Raw genomic sequence first — 19372 nt, 5'->3', positions numbered from 1 at the left:
GATGGCCGCTGCCCCGCTCCCGTCGATCGCCGGCCTGCTGCTCGCGGGCGGCCGCGCGACGCGCATGGACGGCGTCGACAAGGGCCTGCAACTGCTGGACGGCACGCCGCTCGCGCTGCACGTGCTGCGCCGGCTCGCGCCGCAGGTCGACGAAACGCTGATCAGCGCGAACCGCCATCCGGAGCGCTATGCGGAACTGGGCGCGCCGTTCGGCGCGCGCGTGGTGCCCGATGCGACGCACGACTTCCCGGGTCCGCTCGCGGGCCTGCTCGCCGGCATGCGCGCGGCGCGCGCACCGCTCGTTGCGTGCGCACCGTGCGATTCGCCGTTCCTGCCCGAGGATCTGGTCGCGCGGCTCCATGCGGCGCTCGTCGCGCAGCACGCCGACATCGCGATGGCGGTCACGGTCGACGCGCAGCGCCAGCGCGCTCCGCAGCCGACGTTCGCGCTGCTGCGCACGGCGCTGGCCGACGATCTCGCGGCGCGGCTCGACGCCGGCGACCGCAAGGTGCGTGCGTGGTACGCGCGCCACAAGGCGGTCGAAGTCGAGTTTCATGACGAGCGTGCGTTTTACAATGCCAACTCTTGGCAGGAACTCGCCGCGCTCGCCCGTCGCTGACCGCGCCGCCCCGGTTCCCGCCCGCCGCCTGCGCCCCGCGCATACGCGCCGCCGTCGCCCAGCCGGCCACGCACCCCGGCCACCAACCCGATAAGCCTCGCGGCGCAGTCCGACTCATGACCACGCAATCCTCGTCCGCCTCCCGATCCGCAGCCGACCACGACGTGCCGCTGTCGCTCGCCGACGCGCAGGCGCTCGCGTGCCGCTGCGCGGCGCCGGTCGACGCGTGCGACACGGTGTCGCTGCGCGACGCGCTCGACCGCGTGCTCGCGGCCGACGTGACGGCGCCGTTCGACATCCCCGCATACGACAATTCGGCGATGGACGGCTACGCGTTCGACGGCGGCGAATGCGCGCACGCATCGCCGGACGGCGACGTGACGCTCGCGATCGCGGGCGCGGCGTTCGCCGGCCACCCGTTCGACGGCGCCGTGCCAGCGCGCGCCTGCATCCGCATCATGACGGGCGCACCGCTGCCGGCCGGATGCGACACCGTGATCCCGCAGGAGCGCGTGACCGCCCTGGACGGCGCGATCCGGTTCGCCGCGCGCGACGTGTCGCGCGGCGCGAACTGCCGCAAGGCCGGCGAGGATCTCGCGCGCGGCGCCTGCGCGCTCGCCGCAGGCCGCATCCTGCGCCCGGCCGACCTCGGCCTGCTCGCATCGTTCGGCCACGCCGACGTGACCGTGCGCCGCCGCCTGCGCGTCGCCGTGTTCTCGACCGGCGATGAATTGCGCGCGCCGGGCATGCCGCTCGACCGCGGCACGCTGTACGACAGCAATCGCGGGATGCTCGTCGCGATGCTCGCTCGATTGAACGCCGAACCGCTCGATCTCGGCATCGTCCGCGACGATCCGGCCGCGCTCGAAGCGGCGCTGCGCGACGCGGTCGCCGCGCACGCGGATGCGGTGATCACGTCGGGCGGCGTATCGGTCGGCGAGGCGGATTTCACGCGCGACGTGATGGCGCGGCTCGGCGACGTCACGTTCGCGAGTCTCGCGCTGCGCCCCGGCAGGCCGCTCGCGTGCGGGACGCTCGCGCCGCCGTCCGCCGGCGAACGCGGCGCGCTGTTCTTCGGCCTGCCCGGCAACCCGGTGGCATCCGCGGTGACGTTCTACGCGATCGTCCGCCCTGCACTGCTGGCGATGGCCGGCGCGCAGACGCCGCCGCCCGCGCTGTACACCGCGCTCAGCACGCAGCCGCTGAAGAAGCGGCCGGGCCGCGCCGAATACCTGCGCGGCGTCGCCACGCGCGCCGCCGACGGCACGTGGCAAGTCGCGCCGGCCGGCTCGCAAAGCTCGGCGTCGCTGAGCGGACTCGCGGCCGCCAACTGCTTCATCGTTCTCGGCCACGACGCGGGCGCGATCGACGCCGGCGCGCCGGTCGACATCCTGCCGTTCGACGGCCTGATCTGAATTCCATTTATCGGTATCACTACGGGGGCAATCCGCACATGAAGAAACAAATTTCGTCGATCGCCGCGGGACAGACCGCCAAGGCGCTGATCCTCGTCTACCTGACGTTCAGCGTGCCGATCGTGCTGCTCGGCATTCTCGTCGCGTACGTCCGCTTCGGGATGGTCGAACTGAGCACGATCCTGAGCGCGCTGCTGCTGAACGCGGTGGTCGGCTTCGTGCTGTTGTGGATCGCCTGCCACGCATATAACTGGGTTGCGTCGCGCTTCGGCGGCATCGAGATCGTGCTGTCCGACCCGCCGGAGGAAGCGTGAGCGGCAGCCCGCTGATCCGCGCGGCCGAGACGCGGGACGTCGGCGCGATCCTCGCGCTGATGCGCGAGCTGGCGGAATTCGAGCAGCTCACGCACCTGTTCGTCGCAACCGAGCATGATCTCGCCGACGCGCTGTTCGGCGCGCACCCGGCGGCCGAAGCGCTCGTCGCCGAACGCGACGGCGCACTCGTCGCGTATGCGCTGTTCTTCCACAACTATTCGACGTTCGTGGGCCGCCGCGGCCTGTATCTCGAGGATCTCTACGTGCAGCCGTCGCAGCGCGGCACGGGCCTCGGCACCGCGATGCTCCGGCAGCTTGCCGCGCTCGCCGTCGAGCGCCGCTGCGCACGCTTCGAGTGGTCGGTGCTCGACTGGAACCAGCGCGCGATCGATTTCTACGAGAAGATGGGCGCGACCGTGCTGCCGGACTGGCGCATCGTGCGCGTGACGGGCGACGCGCTGGATACGCTCGCCGGGCGCTGAAACCGGCCGCCGCAGCAGCAGCCGTCAAAAGAAATGGGCGCTCATCGCGCCCATTTTCGTTTCACTGACGGATCGCGCGGCCGACGCCGGTCACGCGTCGTCGGGATCGACGCCGTCCGCGCCCAGCAGGCCGGCCGCCGTATCGCCCGGCAGCGCCTCCACCTGCTTGAGCTTGCGGTTCATCACGCGCGTGCGCTGCTCGGCCGCCTCGATCGAACGGGTGACCGTCTCCAGCTGCGACTTCGTGCGCGCGAGCACGTCGCCGAACTTGCCGAATTCCGTCTTCACCGCGCCGAGCACCTGCCACACCTCGCTCGAACGCTTCTCGATCGCGAGCGTCCGGAAGCCCATCTGCAGGCTGTTCAGCAGCGCGGTGAGCGTCGTCGGGCCCGCCACCGTCACGCGGTAATCGCGCTGCAGCAGGTCGGTCAGCCCCGGGCGGCGCAGGATCTCCGCGTACAGCCCTTCGGTCGGCAGGAACAGCAGCGCGAAATCGGTCGTGTGCGGCGGCGCGACGTACTTCTCGGCAATCGTGCGCGCTTCCGCCCGCACGCGCGCCTCGAGCGCGCGCGCGGCCTCGTCGACCGCGGCCGCGTCGGCCCGCTCCTGCGCGTCGATCAGCCGCTCGTAGTCCTCGCGCGGGAATTTCGCGTCGATCGGCAGCCAGACCGGCAGCGCGTCATTCGCGCCGGCGTCGCGCCCCGGCAACCTGATCGCGAACTCGACCCGCTCGCTGCTCTTCGGCACGGTCGCGACGTTCTTCGCGTACTGGTCGGACGTCAGCATCTGCTCGAGCAGCGCTTCGAGCTGCACTTCGCCCCAGGTGCCGCGCGTCTTCACGTTGGTCAGCACCTTCTTCAGGTCGCCGACGCCGGCCGCGAGCGTCTGCATCTCGCCGAGCCCGCGATGCACCTGCTCGAGCCGGTCGGAGACCAGCTTGAACGACTCGCCGAGCCGCTGCTCGAGCGTCGCGTGCAGCTTCTCGTCGACGGTGCGCCGCATCTCCTCGAGCTTCGCCGCGTTGTTCGTCTCGATTTCCTTCAGGCGCTGTTCGAGCGTCGCGCGCACTTCGCCGATCCGGCGGTCGTTCGCTTCGGTCAGCTGCGTGAGCTGGCGGTTCAGCGTGTCGCCGAACATCCGCAGCGCCGCGGTCTGCTCCTCGCGCGCCTGCTGCGCCTGGCGCTGCAGGCTGTCGCGCATCGCGTCGAACTGCTGCGCGTTGCCGGCGACGAGCTTCGCGAGCTGCTGTGCGAAGCCGTCGATCTGGTTGTTCTGCACGGTGGCGACGCTCGTCAGCTGCGCGGCGAGCGTCTGCTGCAGCCGCGCAAAGCTGCCGGCCAGTTCCGTGCGCGAGCCGCGCGCGCCCTCGACGATCTCGCCGCGCAGTTCGCGCTCGAGCCGCTCGACCGCGCGCGCCTGCGCGTGCGCGGCGTCCTCGATCTGGTCGCCGAGCACCGCCGCGTCGTCGTGGCGGCCGCCGCCCCGCACGATTGCGACGATCGCCACCGCCAGTGCGACGGCCAGCACGAAGACGGCCGCGAGCAACAACGTGATCGTCATGCGCGCGTCTTCCCGATCACGTCCGGGTTGATCGGATTCGGCGGACGCCCCGCGCGCGGCCCTTCGCCCAGTGCGGCGATCAGGTTGTCGGCGGCAAGGTTCGCCATCGCGCGGCGGGTCTTCTCGGTCGCGCTCGCGATGTGCGGCGTCAGCACGACGTTCGGCACCTCGAGCAGCGCCGGATGCACGCTCGGTTCTCCCTCGTATACGTCGAGGCCGGCCGCGGCGATCTTCCGGTCGCGCAACGCGGCCGCCAGCGCCGCGTCGTCGACGATCCCGCCGCGCGCGATGTTGGTCAGCGTCGCGGTGGGCTTCATCAGCGCGAGTTCGGCCGCGCCGATCGTATGGTGGTTGTCCTTCGTATACGGCAGCACGAGCACGACGTGGTCGGCACGCGACAGCAGCGCTTCCTTCGACACGTACTCGGCGTTCAGATCCGCTTCGATCTCGGGCGCGACCCGTGACCGGTTGTGATAGATCACCTGCATGCCGAAGCCTTGCGCGCGGCGCGCGAGCGCCTGCCCGATACGGCCCATGCCGATGATGCCGAGCGTCGAGCCATAGATGTCGTGGCCGAGAAAGCCGTCGTATTCCCACTTCTGCCAGCGCCCGGCGCGCAGCCAGTGCTCGGATTCGGCGATGCGCCGCGCGGCTGCCATCATCAGCGCCCAGCCGAAATCGGCGGTGGATTCGTTCAGTACGTCCGGCGTGTTGGTGCCGAGCACGTTCGCCGCGTCGAACGCGGCCATGTCGAAATTGTTGTAGCCGACCGCCATGTTCGACACGACACGCAGGCGCGGCGCCGCCGCGAACGTGGCCGCGCCGATCGGGTCGCCCGCCGTCAGCGCGCCGTCCTTGTCGGCCAGGCGCGCGGCGAGCGCGTCGGGCGCGAGCGCATCGCCATTGTTCCAGTCGACTTCGAAATACTGCTCGAGCCGTTCGATCACGTCCGGGAAGATCGGACGCGCGACCAGGATCTTCTGCATCGCCATCTCCGCATGCACGGGCGGTTCATTCTCGAGCCGCCCGCTCCTTGTTGAAAACCGTCAGCTTACGCCGTGAAGAACAGCCACGTCGTCAGCAGGAACACCGGCACCAGGATCACGACCGCCCAGCCGAGATACGCGAAGAAGCTCGGCATCTTCACGCCGCGCGACTCGGCGATCGCCTTCACCATGAAGTTCGGCGCGTTGCCGATGTAGCTGTTCGCGCCCATGAATACCGCGCCCGCGGAAATCGCCGCGAGCGTCGTCGCGCCGGTGGTCATCAGCGACGGCGCGTCGCCGCCCGCGAGGTTGAAGAACACGAGGTAGGTCGGCGCATTGTCGAGGAACGACGACAGGAGGCCCGTCGCCCAGAAGTACATCGCGTCGACCGGCTTGCCGTCCGGCCCCGTGACGAGATGGACGATCTGCGCGAACGCGCCGTCCGCGCCCGCGCGCAGGATCACGATCACCGGCGCGATCGTCACGAAGATGCCCGCGAACAGCTTCGCGACCTCCTCGATCGGCGCCCAGTTGAATGCGTTGCCCTCGCGCGCGGAGCGCGGCGTCAATGCGAGCGACGCGAACGTCACGGCGACGAGCGCGACGTCGCGGACCAGGTTCTGCAGCGCGACGTGCGTGCCCCACACGTCGAACGTGACGCCGGGCTTCCAGATCCCGCTCAGCAGCACGAGGCCGACCACCGCCGCGAGCAGCACGAAGTTGATCTTGCCGTCGATCGACAGCCCGCCGTCGTCGGGCGTCGGGTCGAGCGCGACCGGCCGCTCCTCGCCGCCCTTCCGGTAGTAATACGTGTCGAGCGCGAAGAAGATCGCCAGCAGCACGACGCAGATGAACAGCATCGGCAGCGCGAGATGCGTCGTCGTCCAGAAGAAGCTCACGCCGTTCAGGAAGCCCAGGAACAGCGGCGGATCGCCGAGCGGCGACAGCGAGCCGCCCGCGTTCGCGACGAGGAAGATGAAGAAGATCACGACGTGCACGACATGCTTGCGATTGTCGTTTGCGCGCAAGAGCGGCCGGATCAGCAGCATCGCGGCGCCGGTCGTGCCCATCACGCTGGCAAGCAGCGTGCCGAGCGCGAGGATCGCGGTGTTGAGCTTCGGCGTGCCGTGCAGGTTGCCGTTCACGCAGATCCCGCCCGCGACGGTATAGAGCGCGGTGAGCAGCACGATGAACGGGACGTACTCCTCGAGCAGCGCGTGCACGAGCGTGCCGAGCGCGGTGCCCGCGCCGAACACGACGGCGAACGGCACCAGGAACGCGACGGCCCACGCGGCCGCGATCTTGCCGAAGTGGTGATGCCAGAACACCGGAGCCACGAGCGGGAACAGCGCGATGGACAGCAGGATCCCGGCGAACGGGACACCCCACAGTGCGGACAGCGTGGCGCCGTCGAGCGACGCGGCCGATGCGAGCGAGGGAGCGGCGCCAAGCGCAGCCCCCGACGCCATGCCCGCCCAGGCGGCATGTCGTTTCATGCGGAACTTCCTTTGTTGAACGGTGGTGGAATGCAGCGGGTGCGTCACGCGCCCCGTACGACGATCACGTGGACGCGATACGGGCCGTGCGCGCCCAGCACGATGGTTTGCTCGATGTCGCCCGTGCGCGACGGGCCGGACACGAAATTGACCGCACGCGGCAATTCGCCGCGCTCCGCGCGGATCAGCGCGAACGCGTCCTCGTGGCCGGCAACGATCCGCGACGCGGGCACGATCGCGATGTGCGTCTCGGGCAGCAGGCCGGCCGACGCATAGGTATCGGGACCGGACAGCAGAACCAGCGAGCCGGTTTCCGCCGTCGCGCAGAAGCAGCCTGTCAGGCCGACGAGATCACCGTCGGCCGGCTTGCGGCATTCGACGGCCAGCCCCGCGCCCGCCCAGTCGAGATCGGCCAGCGTGCGCCACGCAACAGCCTGCATCGGCAGGCCGTGCGCCAACAGATAGCGGGCCGCGGCGGCGGGTGCGTCGGCCAGCGTCGCGACTTCGTCGACGGTCGTCGCGAGCTTCGTCGCTTCGTCGACGAACGCGGCGACCAGGTCGGCCGGTGCCGGCGGACGCGGGCCTTGCGGATGACGGGCGAGGTAGTCGTCGACACCTTCGCGCTCCGTCGCGTCCGGCTCGGCCGCGCGCCCCTGCGCGGCGCGGATGCGCGCGAGGATCTGGCGACGGGCAGCGGAAGTGTCCATGAACGGTCCTCGTGACGTTGGCGGGCGATACCGTCGGATTATACCGGCCGCCCCTCTCGCCACGCACCTTCGGCCGAACGGCCGACCTACTGCGACGCGTCGTCTTCGACCGGCTGCGCGATGCCGAACACCTGGCGCAGGTACGCGAGATATGCCTTGTCGTCGCACATGCTCTTGCCCGGCGAATCGGACAGCTTCGCGACCGGCTGGCCGTTGCAGCGGACCATCTTGATCACGATCTGCAGCGGCACGTAGCCGAGGTCGTTGGTCAGGTTGGTGCCGACGCCGAACGCGAGCTTGCAGCGGCCGCGGAACCGTTCGTACAGCTGCATGACCTTCGGGATGTCGAGCGCGTCGGAGAACACCAGCACCTTGGTGCGCGGGTCGCAGCGGTTCGCTTCGTAGTGCGCGATCATCCGCTCGCCCCATTCGAACGGGTCGCCCGAATCGTGGCGCGCGCCGTCGAACAGCTTGCAGAAGTACATGTCGAAGTCGCGCAGGAACGCGTCCATCCCGTAGACGTCCGACAGCGCGATGCCGAGGTCGCCGCGGTATTCCTTCGCCCACATCTCGAAGCCGTAGATCTGCGAATCGCGCAGCCGCGGCCCGAGCGCCTGGCACGCCTGCAGGTATTCGTGCGCCATCGTGCCGAGCGGCGTGATGTCGTGCTTCATCGCGTACAGCACGTTGCTCGTGCCGGCGAACTGCGGCCCGAGGCCGTCGCGCAGCGTGCGCGCGACCTCCTCGTGCCATACCTTCGAGAAGCGCCGGCGCGTGCCGTAGTCGGCGATCTTGCAGTCGGCGAATTCCGGCCTTGCGCCGAGCAGCTTGATCTTCTCGCCCAGCCGCCCGCGCCCCTCGCGGTAGTCGGGCTCGCGCTGCGTGTTGCGGAAGTACACCTCGTTGACGATCGCGAGCACCGGGATCTCGAACAGGATCGTGTGCAGCCACGGCCCCTTGATCTCGATGTCGATCTCGCCGTTGCCCTTCGGCGACGGCGAGATCGAGATGTATTTCTCGTTCAGGTGAAAGAGCGCGAGGAAATCGACGAAGTCGCTCTTGATGAAGCGCATCCGGCGCAGGTAGTCGAGCTCGACGTCGGCGAAGCGCAGCGCGCACAGGCCGCGCACCTCGTCGCGGATCTCGTCGATGTACGGCACGAGATCGACGCCGGGCGTGCGGCACTTGAAGCGGTATTCGACGCTTGCGGCCGGGAAGTGATGCAGGACGACCTGCATCATCGTGAACTTGTAGAGATCCGTGTCGAGCAGCGAAGTGATGATCATGGTGACGGCACCGCCAATTTCGGAACCGGCCCCGGCGCACCGCGCGCCGCCCGGTCTGCCGGCCATGTTACCCGAATGCGGGCCGGACCATCGGGAAACCGCGGCACGCAGCCCCTGGGCGGGCCCTCATAAACTAATCACGAAACGGTATAAGCCGGAAAGCCGACCACGTCATGCGGGTTTTGCGCATCAGTTACAATGCCGCTTTTGGCGCACACGCCACCCCATATATACCGACCGCCAAGCAGGAGCGTTTTAATGACTCACGTTGTGACCGAAGGCTGCATCAAGTGCAAATACACGGATTGCGTGGATGTATGCCCGGTGGATTGCTTCCGTGAAGGTCCCAACTTTCTCGCCATCGATCCGGACGAGTGCATCGACTGCGCCGTGTGCGTCGCCGAGTGCCCGACCAACGCGATCTATGCCGAAGAAGACGTTCCGGGCGATCAGCAGCAGTTCACCGCGCTGAACGCCGAGCTGGCGAAGAACTGGCCGTCGATCACGAAGACGAAGCCGGCGCCGGCCGACGCGGACGAGTGGAAGGACGTGCAGGAAAAGCTGCATCTGCTCGAGCGCTGATCGCGCGCATGCCCGCGCGGGAAAAAAATTGCGCGGCGGGCATAAAAGGTGTTGACAGCCTAGCTAACACTCCATACAATCTCGTTTCTCTGCTGTTTGTTCCCCGATAGCTCAGTCGGTAGAGCGCCGGACTGTTAATCCGTAGGTCCCTGGTTCGAGCCCAGGTCGGGGAGCCAAAAATGCAAAGAGCCCGTTGAAATTGGACGGGTTTTTTGATGGCCGCCAAACGCAGAAGATACCGATTTATTCCCCGATAGCTCAGTCGGTAGAGCGCCGGACTGTTAATCCGTAGGTCCCTGGTTCGAGCCCAGGTCGGGGAGCCAAACAGCGAAAGGCCCGTCAAGCGACGGGCCTTTTGTTTTTCCGGCGTCGGCACGATAACGCGATCCGCGCGTGCTAGAGTCTCTGTCCCGCAATCGCTTCAGATTTCGCCGATGAAGAGCCGTCTTGCCGCCGTCGCGCCGTCCGCCCTCCTCCTCGCCACGCTTGCCGCCGCGCCGCTCGCGCACGCGGAGGAAGTCGGCAGCGTCAACACCAATTTCCGCCTGACGGGTTCCGACCGCGTGGTCGTCGAGGCCTACGACGATCCGCTCGTCGCCGGCGTGACCTGCTACGTGTCGCGCGCGCGCACCGGCGGGATCAAGGGCTCGCTCGGCCTCGCCGAGGATCCGAGCGAGGCGTCGATCGCGTGCCGGCAGGTCGGCCCGATCAGCTTCACCGGCCCGCTCAAGCAGCAGACCGACGTGTTCAGCGAGCGCATGTCGTTCATCTTCAAGACGCTGCACGTCGTGCGCGTGGTCGACAAGAAGCGCAACACGCTCGTCTACCTGACCTACAGCGACCGGGTCGTCAGCGGCAGCCCGAAGAACAGCGTGACCGCGGTGCCGGTGCCGGCCGCCACGCCGATCCCCGTCAAGTAAGTCGCAACCGGCGCGCGGGACTACACTGTCGGTTCGCCCGTTCCAGTGCCCGCCATGTCCGCCGCCCGCCTCCGAGATTCCGCCCGCTACTGGCGCACCCCGCTCCTGCCGGACGCGGATCTCGTCACGGCCACTTATCGCGACCACACGTTCGCGCCGCACTGGCACGATGCATACACGGTCCCCGTGATCGAAGCGGGCGCCGAGCGCTATGTCTGTCGCGGCACCGGCCATATCGCCGAAACGGGCACCGTCCCCGTGATCAATCCCGGCGAAGTGCACACCGGCTCGCGCGCTGCCGACGACGGCTGGCGCTACCGGGTCTGCTACGTGCCGGTCGAGTTCATCCGGTCGCTCGCGAGCACGATCGCCGGACGCCCGCAGGATGCGCCGTGGTTTCCGCACGACGTGATCCGCGATCCGGATCTCGCGGCCCGGGTCGCGCGGGCGCACCGGATGATGGAAGCCGGCAGCGTACGCGCGCCGGCACCCCACGAGCACGGGCCGCCGGCCGACGCCACCGCGATGCCCGACGCACCGCGGATCTACGACCCGCTTGCCGCCGAGACGGCGATGCTCGACGCGTTCTCGGCGCTGATCGTGCGCCACGCGGACGCGCATCTGCGGCCGGCGTCGCTCGCCGCGGACGAACCGCGCGTCGAGACGATGCGCGAGCGGCTTGCCGCCGACCTGACGGGCGCGGTCACGCTCGACGAGATCGCGCAGGCGGCGGGATTGTCGCCGTTCCATGCGGCGCGCCTGTTCACGCGCACGACCGGCATGCCGCCGCACGCGTGGCGCAACCAGTTGCGGTTGCAGCGCGCGCTCGCGCCGCTGCGCGCGGGCGTGGCCGTCGCCGAGGTTGCCGCGGCCAGCGGGTTCGTCGACCAGAGCCATTTCACCCGCCACTTCAGGCGGATGTTCGGCGTGCCGCCGGGGCGCTGGCAGACGCGCTGACGCCCCCGCGCAGCGCTGCGGGCCGCCCCCTGCCCGGCAGCGCAAGAACGTACAAGCCGCCCGTTCGCCGGCCCGCTATCCTCCCGCATATGGAGGAGCAACTCGTGAATCAATCACCCGCGTCATCCGCACGCCGTCCGCTGAACGAATGGCTCGACGGCGCCCGCGACACGATCCCGATGATGGTCGGCGCAGCGCCGTTCGGCGTGATCTTCGGCACGCTCGTTGCCGGCGGCCCGCTCGCCGGCTGGCACGGCGCGCTGATGTCGCTGACCGTGTTCGCCGGCTCCGCGCAGTTCATCGCGCTCGGGCTCGTCGCGGGCGGCGCAAGCTTCGTCGTCGTGCTCGCGACGACGCTGATCGTCAACCTGCGCCACCTGCTGTACAGCGCGACACTCGCGCCGTACGTCGCCCACCTGCCGCTGCGCTGGCGCGCGACGCTCGGCGCGCTGATGACCGACGAGGTGTTCGCGGTCGCGTACGCGCACTACCGGCATTTCCCGCCGGGCGCGATCGGCCCGCACTACTTCTTCGGCTCGGGACTCGCGATGTACGTGAACTGGCAGATCTGGACGCTCGCCGGCCTGGGGTTCGGCTCGGCATTCCCGGGGCTCCAGTCGCTCGGCCTCGACTTCGCGATGGCGGCGACCTTCATCGCGATCGTCGTGCCGCAACTGGGCACGCTGCGCTATTTCTCCGCTGCCGCGACGGCCGGCGTGCTCGCGTATTACTGGCAGGGCTGGCCGTACAAGCTCGGCCTGCTGGGCGCGGTCGCGGCGGGGGTCGCCGTCGGCGTCGCGCTGACGCTGCTGCAGGACCGCGCACGCGCGGGCTCGCACCCGGAGGCCGCATCGTGAGCTACGCGCTGCTGATCCTCGGCATGGCCGCCATCACCTATGCGATCCGCGCGACGCTGTTCCTGTTCGGCGAGCGGCTGACGTTCCCGCCGCTCGCGCGCACGGCGCTCGGCTTCGTGCCGGTCACCGTACTGACCGCGATCATCGTGCCGATGACCGTGTCGCCGCACGGCGGCACGGCCGAGCTGACGTGGCGCAACCCGCAGCTCGTCGGCGCGCTCGCCGCGGTGCTCGTGTCGGCCGCGACGCGCCGGCCGCTCGTGACGATCGCGGCCGGGCTCGCGGTGTTCTTCTTCTGGCAGGGCGTGGTGCTGCCGCACGGCTGGCTGCCCGGCTGAAGCGGCGCCGGAATGCGCGAGCGCACGTCCCGCTCAAGTTTCGCGCCGCCCGGCCGATAAACGGTTGAAGACCCGCCGTCGGTCTCGGCGCGTACCGGGACCGTCGACGACGCGCCGGCGCCGGCGTGCGATCCCGGCATCCGGCCGGCGCGGGCCGCCACCGAGACGATTCATGGGCCAGATCACCCTTTCCCTCAAGGACGACACGCTCGCGTCCTTGCGCAAGGACTACGACGCATTCGTGCGCGTGTCGCTGAAACTCGACCCGCAGTTCGCGACACCGTCGTTCGAGGATTTCCTGCGCGCAAAACTGCTCGACAACATGGTGCCGCTCACCGAGCACGCCGTGCAGCGAATGCTGGAGGGCGGCCAGTATGCGTGGGCCAAGCGCACGCTCGACAAGGAATTCCCGGACGTCGTCGCGATCCTGATGCGGCAGGCCGGCGAATTCGGCTTCGGCTTCGCGTCGCGTTCGGAATGGACGCCCGACGAGCTGGCGAAGGCGTGCCGAGACTGGGCGAAGGCGATCGTCGCCGAAGCGCAGGGCGATGCGGCCCTGATCGATCCGCTCGCCGCGCAGATCAAGAGCGCGGTGCTGGACATCCAGGCGCTCGAGGAGCAGATGCAGACGCCCGCGTGGCGGCTCGCGGAATCGCTGCGGCAGCGAATCTACGAAGCCAAGCTCGCGTGCGAGATGAGCGTCGGCAGCACGGCGCGCGACAAGCTCGGCGAACTGCGCGGGCTGCTGCGCCTGGCGCTCGCGCACGGCTCGTTCCAGAAGGCGGAAGCGCAGCAGATCATGGAATACCTGCGGCTCCTGAAGCCGGAAATCTTCGTCGAGGAACCGTACGACGTGTTCGCGCGGCTCGCCGCATGGCTGCGCGCGGTGTTCTCGCCGCCCGCGGTGCGCACGCAACAGGGCCAGACGCCCGAACAGCGCCGGCCGTGACCGCGCGCTCGCGGCCATGAACAACGGCCCGGTCCGCGCGAAGCGAGCCGGGCCGCCGGGTTGATGCCGCCGCCACGACGCGCCTTCCGGGGCGACCGTCGCGCGGCAAACGAACGACGTTACTGCGTGGCGCCTTCGGCCGACGCACCGCCCTTCACGCCGGCCGATGCGCCGCCGTCGGCGGCTTCGCCGGCCTTCGCCTTCGCGGCGTTGGCGTGACCCTTCGCCGACTTCGCGGCGTGCTTGACGTGCTTCTTCGTCGAGTGGACGGCCGACGACGCGGTGTCCTTCGCCTCATCGGTCGCCGAGCTCATTGCGCCGGTCGCGCCGCCCGACGCGTCTGCGCCGCCCTGCATGCCCGCACCGGTGGCCGGCGTCTGCACCTGCACGCCGGCGCCTGCCGAGCCCTGTGCCCCCGCCGTCTGCGCAAACGCAGCCGAGGTCGCGAACGCCGTCAGCGCGGCACCGATCAGCATCGTACGAATCTTGGACATGGCAATCCTCCTCAAGAAGTTGTTGGCGTGGACTGCATCGGTGCGGTCCATCGCGTCCCCCGCCGCAACATGCAACAGGTACGCCTAGAGACCCGGCGTTCGCGGGACGGGTTCGCCGATCTCGCAGACTGTTACCCACCGTTTCATTTGCTGACGAATCGCTCACACTCTTTAACATCCGGGGCCGACGCCGCATCGCCGCCCTCGCGCGCAGGCCTCCGGTGCCGTATGATGCGGGGCGATTCATCCCGCGCCCCGCGCGCTTTCCTCGTCATGCCCAATCTGGATTTCACGCTGACCGGCGAATTCGTCGAGTTGCACAACCTCCTGAAGATCACCGGCCTCGCCGACAGCGGCGGCTCCGCGAAAGTGATCGTCGCGTCCGGCGCGGTGAAGGTCGACGGCGCAGTCGAACTGCGCAAGACCTGCAAGATCCGCGCAGGCCAGGTCGTGCTGCTCGGCGACACGCGGATCGCGGTGCACGGCGCGTAGCGCAAACATCCGGCCGCGCGACGCCGCACCCGACCCTGCGCACGACAGGGCCATCGCCCCCCGTTCGACACGGTGCGAATAAACCCGTAAGCTAGGCGCCTCTCTCAAAATAAACACAGCGCGGGCCGGCACCCGCGCAGGCGTTCATTCCATGTCGCATTCCGGTCTCTCGCGGACGGCCGCCGCGCCGCCCTCCCTGTCCAGTCACGCCGCCGATACCGCGCGCCTCGCCGCCCCGCTCGCCATTGCGCAACTGTCGCAGATGGCGATGAGCGTCACCGACACCGTGCTGCTCGGCTCGCTCGGCCCCGACTCGCTCGCGGCGGGCGGCCTCGGCGCGAACTTCTTCTTCGTCATCGTCACGGTGCTGCAGGGCGTCCTGTCGTCGGTCAGCGTCAGCGTCGCGCACGCGCGCGGCGCGAAAGCCGATCATCGCGTGCCGCACATCTACTGGACGGGCTTCGCGCTGTCCGTGCTGCTCGCGATTCCCGCGATCGTCGCGCTGTCGCTTTCCGAGCCGATCCTGCTGATGTTCCACGAGCCGCCGGCGCTCGCGCGCAACGTCGGCGAATACACGGGCATCCTGCGCTTCGCCGCGCTCGGCAGCCTGATCGGCGTCGGCCTGATGCGCTCGTTCCTGCCCGCGATCGGCGCCGCGCGGCGGCTGCTGTGGGTGTCGATCGGCGGCGTCGGCATCAACGCGGTGCTGAACTACGGGCTGATCCACGGCGCGTTCGGGCTGCCGCGGCTCGGCTTTCTCGGCTCCGCGGTCGCGACGACGATCACGATCTGGCTCAGCGCGCTCGCGCTCGTGTGGCTGCTGCACGGCCGCCAGCGGTTCAAGCACTTCGTGACCGTGTCGCGTCCGAAGCTGCCGATGATGGGCGAGCTGGTCGGCATCGGCTGGCCGGTCGCGATCACGTACGGGGTCGAATCGACGCTGTTCCTCGCCACCGGCCTCACGGTCGGCGTGCTCGGCGCGACGTCGCTCGCCGCGCACCAGATCGCGCTGAACGTCGCGTCGGTATCGTTCATGGTGCCGCTCGCGATCGGCCAGGCGGCCAACGTCCGGGTCGGCTACTGGGCCGGCGCGGGCAACGCCGTGGCCGCGCGGCACGCGGGCTTCGTCGCACTCGGGCTCGGGGTCGCGTTCATGTCGCTGTCGGGCGTCGTGATGATCGTCGCGCCGCACACGATCGTCAGCCTCTACCTGCGCCTCGACGACCCCGCCAATGCCGCCACGGTATCGCTCGCCGCGTCGCTGCTCGGCATCGCCGCGGTGTTCCAGATCGTCGACGGCATGCAGACGGTCGGCTCCGGCGCGCTGCGCGGCCTGAAGGACACGCGCGTGCCGATGCTCGCCGCCACCCTCGGCTACTGGGGCATCGGCTTTCCGACCGGCTACTGGCTCGCATTCCACGCGGGTCTCGGCGCGCGCGGCCTGTGGTGGGGGCTCGCGGCCGGGCTCGCGAGCGTCGCCGCGCTGATGGCGTGGCGCTTCCACCGCAAGAGCGCGTCGCTCGCCGCGCTGCGCGCGTGAGCGCTCCCGACGGCGTAAAACCGCCGCCGGCGCTATGCTAGCGGCTGTTCACCCGGATCACGCAGATCACGGGCCTGCGCCAGGCCCGCCGAAGAGACGCCGCGCACGCGCGGCGCGGCCTGCCCACGATACGCCCGACGCCGCGCACCGCGCGGCCTTTCCCCTTTCGAAGAGGAGTGCATCATGAACGAAGCAGTTCGGATGGAACGCGACACGTTCGGCGAGATCGCCGTGCCGGCCGCCCGGCTCTGGGGCGCGCAGACCGAGCGCTCGCTGCAGAATTTCCGGATCTCGACCGAGAAGCAGTCGCCGGAGCTGATCCACGCGCTCGCGATCGTGAAGCGCGCGGCGGCGGCCGTGAACCAGTCGCTCGGCGTGCTGGCCGACGACAAGGCGCACGCGATCATCGCGGCGGCCGACGAGATCATCGCGGGCCAGCATCCGCGCGAATTCCCGCTCGCGGTCTGGCAGACCGGCTCCGGCACGCAGACCAACATGAACCTCAACGAGGTGATCGCGAACCGCGCAAGCGAGCTGATGGGTGGCGAGCGCGGCGAGGCGCGCAAGGTCCATCCGAACGACGACGTGAACCGCGGCCAGTCGTCGAACGACGTGTTTCCGACCGCGATGCACGTCGCCGCCGCGTATGCGATCGTCAACCACCTGCTGCCCGCGCTGCGCACGCTGCGCGCGACGCTCGACGCGAAGTCGAAGGCGTTCGCCGACATCGTGAAGATCGGCCGCACGCACCTGCAGGACGCGACGCCGCTCACGCTCGGCCAGGAGTTCTCCGGCTACGTCGCGCAGCTCGACCAGGGCGTCCGGCACGTCGAATCGGCGCTGCCGCACCTGTACGAGCTCGCGCTCGGCGGCACCGCGGTCGGCACCGGGCTGAACGCGCATCCGGAATTCGCGGTGCGCGTCGCCGACGAAATCGGCCGCCTGGCGAAGCTGCCGTTCGTGAGCGCGCCGAGCAAGTTCGAGGTGATGGCGGCCGCCGACGCGCTGGTGTTCGCGCACGGCGCGCTGAAGACCGTCGCGGCGAGCCTGATGAAGATCGCCAACGACGTCCGCTGGCTCGCGAGCGGGCCGCGCTGCGGGCTCGGCGAGCTGTCGATTCCCGAGAACGAGCCGGGCAGCTCGATCATGCCGGGCAAGGTGAACCCGACGCAGTCCGAAGCCGTGACGATGCTGTGCTGCCAGGTGTTCGGCAACGACGTCGCGGTGAACGTCGGCGGCGCGAGCGGCAATTTCGAGCTGAACGTGTTCCGGCCGATGATCGCGCACAACGTGCTGCAATCGGTGCGGCTGCTCGCCGACGGCGCGCAGAGCTTCAACGACCATTGCGCGGTCGGCATCGAACCGAACCGCGCACGCATCGACCTGCTGCTCAACGAATCGCTGATGCTCGTGACGGCGCTCAATCCGCACATCGGCTACGACAAGGCCGCGCAGATCGCGAAGAAGGCGCACAAGGAAGGCACGACGCTGAAGGCCGCCGCGCTCGCGCTCGGCTATCTGACCGACGCGGAGTTCGATGAATGGGTGCGTCCCGAGCAGATGATCGGGACGCGCTGACGCGCGGGTCGCGCGCCGCCGGCATCGCGCGGCGGCGCGCAACGGGTCCGGCACGGCGGCGCTTGCGTCAGACCGTGCCCTTCGCGACCTCTTCGGGCTTCATCTCGACGATCTTGTCGAGCGCGGCGCGCACGTCCATCGCGTACTTCGCGAGGCGCTTCTGCTCGTCGGTCTCGGGCACGAACGGCGGCACCGGCAGCGGGTTGCCGTTCTCGTCGACGGCGACGAACACGACGAGGCAGTCGGTCGTCTGGCGCAGCACGCCGCCCTTCGGATCGCCGGCGTGCACCGACACGTGGATGTGCATGCTGGTGCGCCCGGTCGCGACGACGCGCGCCTTCAGCTCGACCAGGTTGCCGACCAGGATCGGACGCTGGAAGCGGATGTTGCCGACGCTGACCGTCACGCAATAGCGGCTCGACCAGACCGCCGCGCATGCGTAGGCGACCTCGTCGATCCATTTCATCAGCGCGCCGCCATGCACCTTGCCGCCGAAGTTCACGGACGACGGCTCGGCGAGGAAGCGGAAAACGGTTTCGTTGCGATCGAGGGTCGCGGTGGCGGGGGACGAGGCGGACATCTTGTTGACTCCAGGCGGCGTGGGGCACTGCAAACGGCCCCATTATACGGTGCACTGCGACAATGCGCCGCGGCGCGCCGGCCGGCCCGGCACGCGGGAGCGGGCCAGCCCGGACGGACGGCGCGTCCCCGGTCAGCGGCGCACCGTCACGCCCTGGTCGATCACGCCGTACATCTCGATATGGCTGCCGCGCTCGTCCGCGGCGCTCACGCCGCCCTGCGCGCAAGCCGCGCAGACCAGCGCGGCCGCCAGCAAGCAGAAAATCGTCTTCATCGTCGCATCGTGTCACCTGCGGCGGCCCACTGCCGCCGCGCCCGGCCATTGTACGCGCCGGGCCGCCGGCCCTCCGCCGCCGGCCCGTCGCATTCGACATTTCAGCCTGACGCGAAACATCGAATGCCGTCAGCGCCTACACTGCGAGGCATCCCCCCTTCTCCGAGGCGCCAAGATGACCGATTCCGACGATCACCATTTTCCGGGCCTGAGCCGCATCGGCGCGCTGATCGCCGACCCCGGGCGAGCCGCGATGCTGTGGGTGCTGATGGACGGCAGCGCCCGCCCCGCCGGCGAGCTCACGCTGGTCGCCGGGCTGTCGCCGTCCGCTGCCAGCGCGCACCTCGCGCGCCTGACCGAAGGCGGGCTGCTCGCGCTCGACGTCCGCGGCCGGCACCGCTATTACCGGATCGCATCCGCCGACATCGCCGCGTCGCTCGAGGCGCTCGCGAACGTCGCCCGCGCGGCCGCGCCGCACCGGCCGGTTCCGCCGCCGTCGCGCGCCGTGCCCGCCGAGCTGCGCTACGCGCGCACCTGCTACGACCACATGGCGGGCGAGCTCGCCGTGCGCATCTTCGACGCGCTCACCGCGCGCGGCTGGCTGGACACGCAAGGCGACGCGGTCGACGCGACCGAGCTCGGCACGCAGGCGCTCGCACGCTGGGGCATCGACGTCGCGCAGCAGCGCACGCGCCGGCGCCGCTTCGCGTGCGGCTGCCTGGACTGGAGCGAGCGCCGCTCGCACCTCGGCGGCGCGCTCGGCGCGGCGCTGCTCGACAGCTTCTGCGCGCAGGGCTGGGTCGAGCGCACCGAGCGGCCGCGCGTGCTGCGCGTGACCGTGCCCGGACAGCAGGCGCTCGACGCGTGGCTTACGGCCCCATGACGCGTGCGTGCGGCAGACAAGTTTTGTTACACGACGGGGATGAGGTCTTACAAAACACAGAGCA

22 protein-coding genes and 2 tRNA genes are annotated in these 19372 nt (G+C 69.7%); 16 read left to right on the top strand and 8 right to left on the bottom strand.

The genetic code is table 11. The features are described from left to right. The first annotated feature begins 1 nt into the window (after position 1). The 4 genes from mobA to HWX31_RS05505 all read left to right on the top strand — a co-directional run bounded on the left by mobA (position 2) and on the right by HWX31_RS05505 (position 2830). Entirely contained in the window at positions 2-619 is a 618-nt protein-coding gene (gene mobA / locus HWX31_RS05520) for a molybdenum cofactor guanylyltransferase MobA (RefSeq protein WP_174964820.1), read from the top strand. 116 nt (positions 620-735) lie between these two features. Beyond that, the gene (moeA, locus tag HWX31_RS05515) at positions 736-2034 is read left to right on the top strand and encodes a molybdopterin molybdotransferase MoeA (protein ID WP_174964821.1); all 1299 of its coding nucleotides are present in this window, start codon (positions 736-738) and stop codon (positions 2032-2034) included. A 38-nt stretch (positions 2035-2072) separates the two neighbouring features. Further along, positions 2073-2348: a hypothetical protein gene (locus tag HWX31_RS05510; protein WP_042583460.1), complete on the top strand. Its 276-nt coding sequence runs from the start codon at positions 2073-2075 to the stop codon at positions 2346-2348. Continuing rightward, a complete protein-coding gene (locus HWX31_RS05505) occupies positions 2345-2830 on the top strand; it encodes a GNAT family N-acetyltransferase (protein WP_059619275.1) in 486 nt (161 codons plus the stop codon). The genes HWX31_RS05510 and HWX31_RS05505 overlap by 4 nt, the downstream gene beginning before the upstream one ends. A 90-nt stretch (positions 2831-2920) precedes the next feature. Here HWX31_RS05505 and HWX31_RS05500 read toward each other — a convergent pair whose 3' ends face one another. The 5 genes from HWX31_RS05500 to pncB form a co-directional block, all read right to left on the bottom strand. Next, complete coding sequence (locus HWX31_RS05500) at positions 2921-4390, bottom strand: DNA recombination protein RmuC (protein WP_174964822.1); 1470 nt, start codon at positions 4388-4390, stop codon at positions 2921-2923. Continuing rightward, positions 4387-5376, bottom strand: coding sequence for a 2-hydroxyacid dehydrogenase (locus HWX31_RS05495; protein WP_059614869.1), 990 nt, complete (start codon positions 5374-5376; stop codon positions 4387-4389). Before HWX31_RS05495 ends, HWX31_RS05500 begins: the two co-directional genes overlap by 4 nt. A 65-nt stretch (positions 5377-5441) precedes the next feature. Then, positions 5442-6872, bottom strand: coding sequence for a sodium:proton antiporter (locus HWX31_RS05490; protein ID WP_059619279.1), 1431 nt, complete (start codon positions 6870-6872; stop codon positions 5442-5444). A 44-nt stretch (positions 6873-6916) separates the two neighbouring features. Further along, positions 6917-7579 (bottom strand): LutC/YkgG family protein, encoded by a 663-nt coding sequence (locus tag HWX31_RS05485; RefSeq protein WP_042583456.1) that lies wholly within the window; start codon positions 7577-7579, stop codon positions 6917-6919. Positions 7580-7665: 86 nt separating this feature from the next. Beyond that, positions 7666-8865 carry a nicotinate phosphoribosyltransferase gene (gene pncB / locus HWX31_RS05480; protein ID WP_174964823.1) on the bottom strand — a complete coding sequence of 400 codons (1200 nt, stop codon included), beginning with the start codon at positions 8863-8865 and terminating at the stop codon, positions 7666-7668. Positions 8866-9123: 258 nt separating this feature from the next. Here pncB and fdxA point away from each other — a divergent pair, with 258 nt between their 5' ends. The 8 genes from fdxA to HWX31_RS05440 all read left to right on the top strand — a co-directional run bounded on the left by fdxA (position 9124) and on the right by HWX31_RS05440 (position 13468). Beyond that, positions 9124-9447, top strand: coding sequence for a ferredoxin FdxA (gene fdxA, locus HWX31_RS05475; protein ID WP_042583454.1), 324 nt, complete (start codon positions 9124-9126; stop codon positions 9445-9447). Positions 9448-9547: 100 nt separating this feature from the next. Then, positions 9548-9623, top strand: a tRNA-Asn gene (locus tag HWX31_RS05470). A 71-nt stretch (positions 9624-9694) separates the two neighbouring features. After that, positions 9695-9770: transfer RNA gene (locus HWX31_RS05465), tRNA-Asn, on the top strand. 111 nt (positions 9771-9881) lie between these two features. After that, entirely contained in the window at positions 9882-10367 is a 486-nt protein-coding gene (locus HWX31_RS05460) for a CreA family protein (protein ID WP_042583453.1), read from the top strand. Between the two features lie 54 nt (positions 10368-10421). Continuing rightward, positions 10422-11324, top strand: a complete 903-nt coding sequence (locus HWX31_RS05455; RefSeq protein WP_174964824.1) for an AraC family transcriptional regulator — start codon at positions 10422-10424, stop codon at positions 11322-11324. A 104-nt stretch (positions 11325-11428) separates the two neighbouring features. After that, entirely contained in the window at positions 11429-12181 is a 753-nt protein-coding gene (locus HWX31_RS05450) for an AzlC family ABC transporter permease (RefSeq protein WP_415493104.1), read from the top strand. Beyond that, positions 12178-12519 (top strand): AzlD domain-containing protein, encoded by a 342-nt coding sequence (locus tag HWX31_RS05445; protein WP_059614760.1) that lies wholly within the window; start codon positions 12178-12180, stop codon positions 12517-12519. The genes HWX31_RS05450 and HWX31_RS05445 overlap by 4 nt, the downstream gene beginning before the upstream one ends. 172 nt (positions 12520-12691) lie before the next feature. Then, entirely contained in the window at positions 12692-13468 is a 777-nt protein-coding gene (locus tag HWX31_RS05440; protein ID WP_059614762.1) for a DUF4088 family protein, read from the top strand. Between the two features lie 119 nt (positions 13469-13587). Here HWX31_RS05440 and HWX31_RS05435 read toward each other — a convergent pair whose 3' ends face one another. Beyond that, complete coding sequence (locus HWX31_RS05435) at positions 13588-13962, bottom strand: hypothetical protein (protein ID WP_174964826.1); 375 nt, start codon at positions 13960-13962, stop codon at positions 13588-13590. A gap of 273 nt (positions 13963-14235) precedes the next feature. On the opposite strand from HWX31_RS05435, the gene HWX31_RS05430 reads away from it, so the two are divergent. The 3 genes from HWX31_RS05430 (at position 14236) to fumC (ending at position 17572) form a co-directional block, all read left to right on the top strand. After that, on the top strand, positions 14236-14454 hold the full coding sequence (locus HWX31_RS05430) for an RNA-binding S4 domain-containing protein (protein WP_059564720.1): 219 nt from the start codon (positions 14236-14238) through the stop codon (positions 14452-14454). Positions 14455-14605: 151 nt separating this feature from the next. Then, entirely contained in the window at positions 14606-15994 is a 1389-nt protein-coding gene (norM, locus tag HWX31_RS05425; protein WP_059730185.1) for a multidrug efflux MATE transporter NorM, read from the top strand. Positions 15995-16177: 183 nt separating this feature from the next. Further along, a complete protein-coding gene (gene fumC, locus HWX31_RS05420) occupies positions 16178-17572 on the top strand; it encodes a class II fumarate hydratase (protein WP_059730187.1) in 1395 nt (464 codons plus the stop codon). 67 nt (positions 17573-17639) lie between these two features. On the opposite strand, the gene HWX31_RS05415 is transcribed toward fumC, so the two are convergent. After that, the gene (locus HWX31_RS05415) at positions 17640-18152 is read right to left on the bottom strand and encodes an acyl-CoA thioesterase (protein ID WP_174964827.1); all 513 of its coding nucleotides are present in this window, start codon (positions 18150-18152) and stop codon (positions 17640-17642) included. Between the two features lie 132 nt (positions 18153-18284). Further along, positions 18285-18425, bottom strand: a complete 141-nt coding sequence (locus HWX31_RS05410) for a hypothetical protein (RefSeq protein ID WP_174964828.1) — start codon at positions 18423-18425, stop codon at positions 18285-18287. 175 nt (positions 18426-18600) lie between these two features. Here HWX31_RS05410 and HWX31_RS05405 point away from each other — a divergent pair, with 175 nt between their 5' ends. Then, a complete protein-coding gene (locus HWX31_RS05405) occupies positions 18601-19308 on the top strand; it encodes an ArsR/SmtB family transcription factor (RefSeq protein WP_042583445.1) in 708 nt (235 codons plus the stop codon). Positions 19309-19372 lie beyond the last annotated feature (64 nt).

This window comes from Burkholderia ubonensis, assembly GCF_902833085.1.
GTDB classification, from domain to species: Bacteria; Pseudomonadota; Gammaproteobacteria; order Burkholderiales; family Burkholderiaceae; genus Burkholderia; species Burkholderia ubonensis.
This window is presented reverse-complemented; position numbering and strand designations above follow the sequence as displayed.

Bases quoted from the DNA above. Each gene is read 5' to 3' on its own strand.
- mobA (WP_174964820.1), top strand. From the start codon at position 2: ATGGCCGCTGCCCCGCTCCCGTCGATCGCCGGCCTGCTGCTCGCGGGC.
- moeA (WP_174964821.1), top strand. From the start codon at position 736: ATGACCACGCAATCCTCGTCCGCCTCCCGATCCGCAGCCGACCACGAC.
- HWX31_RS05510 (WP_042583460.1), top strand. From the start codon at position 2,073: ATGAAGAAACAAATTTCGTCGATCGCCGCGGGACAGACCGCCAAGGCG.
- HWX31_RS05500 (WP_174964822.1), bottom strand. From the start codon at position 4,390: ATGACGATCACGTTGTTGCTCGCGGCCGTCTTCGTGCTGGCCGTCGCA.
- HWX31_RS05495 (WP_059614869.1), bottom strand. From the start codon at position 5,376: ATGCAGAAGATCCTGGTCGCGCGTCCGATCTTCCCGGACGTGATCGAA.
- HWX31_RS05490 (WP_059619279.1), bottom strand. From the start codon at position 6,872: ATGAAACGACATGCCGCCTGGGCGGGCATGGCGTCGGGGGCTGCGCTT.
- HWX31_RS05485 (WP_042583456.1), bottom strand. From the start codon at position 7,579: ATGGACACTTCCGCTGCCCGTCGCCAGATCCTCGCGCGCATCCGCGCC.
- pncB (WP_174964823.1), bottom strand. From the start codon at position 8,865: ATGATCATCACTTCGCTGCTCGACACGGATCTCTACAAGTTCACGATG.
- fdxA (WP_042583454.1), top strand. From the start codon at position 9,124: ATGACTCACGTTGTGACCGAAGGCTGCATCAAGTGCAAATACACGGAT.
- HWX31_RS05460 (WP_042583453.1), top strand. From the start codon at position 9,882: ATGAAGAGCCGTCTTGCCGCCGTCGCGCCGTCCGCCCTCCTCCTCGCC.
- HWX31_RS05455 (WP_174964824.1), top strand. From the start codon at position 10,422: ATGTCCGCCGCCCGCCTCCGAGATTCCGCCCGCTACTGGCGCACCCCG.
- HWX31_RS05440 (WP_059614762.1), top strand. From the start codon at position 12,692: ATGGGCCAGATCACCCTTTCCCTCAAGGACGACACGCTCGCGTCCTTG.
- HWX31_RS05435 (WP_174964826.1), bottom strand. From the start codon at position 13,962: ATGTCCAAGATTCGTACGATGCTGATCGGTGCCGCGCTGACGGCGTTC.
- HWX31_RS05430 (WP_059564720.1), top strand. From the start codon at position 14,236: ATGCCCAATCTGGATTTCACGCTGACCGGCGAATTCGTCGAGTTGCAC.
- norM (WP_059730185.1), top strand. From the start codon at position 14,606: ATGTCGCATTCCGGTCTCTCGCGGACGGCCGCCGCGCCGCCCTCCCTG.
- fumC (WP_059730187.1), top strand. From the start codon at position 16,178: ATGAACGAAGCAGTTCGGATGGAACGCGACACGTTCGGCGAGATCGCC.
- HWX31_RS05415 (WP_174964827.1), bottom strand. From the start codon at position 18,152: ATGTCCGCCTCGTCCCCCGCCACCGCGACCCTCGATCGCAACGAAACC.
- HWX31_RS05410 (WP_174964828.1), bottom strand. From the start codon at position 18,425: ATGAAGACGATTTTCTGCTTGCTGGCGGCCGCGCTGGTCTGCGCGGCT.
- HWX31_RS05405 (WP_042583445.1), top strand. From the start codon at position 18,601: ATGACCGATTCCGACGATCACCATTTTCCGGGCCTGAGCCGCATCGGC.